The organism is Polaribacter sp. YIW18 (genome assembly GCF_057219325.1).
The window spans coordinates 5,833-6,052 of the sequence record NZ_JBXVVE010000020.1 but is presented as its reverse complement, the minus strand read 5'-3'; the positions used below and the strand labels follow the sequence as shown (position 1 = coordinate 6,052).

The 220-nt window shown below is 40.9% G+C and carries 1 protein-coding gene; it reads right to left on the bottom strand.

The annotated features are described in order from the left end of the window. A partial coding sequence (locus AC2D6T_RS11940) for an MBG domain-containing protein (protein WP_484681639.1) occupies positions 1 to 220 on the bottom strand: 220 nt, incomplete at both ends.

Genomic DNA, 220 nt, shown 5'->3' with positions numbered 1-220 from the left:
GCAGCACCGGAAGGTGTAATGGTATAAGTATTTACATCTTCTCCTATTGCTCTTGCGATACTAACTCCTGTATCTAAACTAGATTCATTATCTGTCCCTTGGAATCCTGTAATTGTATAGGTTAGTGCTGGGTCTGTTGCACCATATACTTTTGTTTGACCTGAATCAGCTGTTACTGTTAAAGCGGCTTTGGTGATGCTAAAGTCGGCTGTTACAAAGC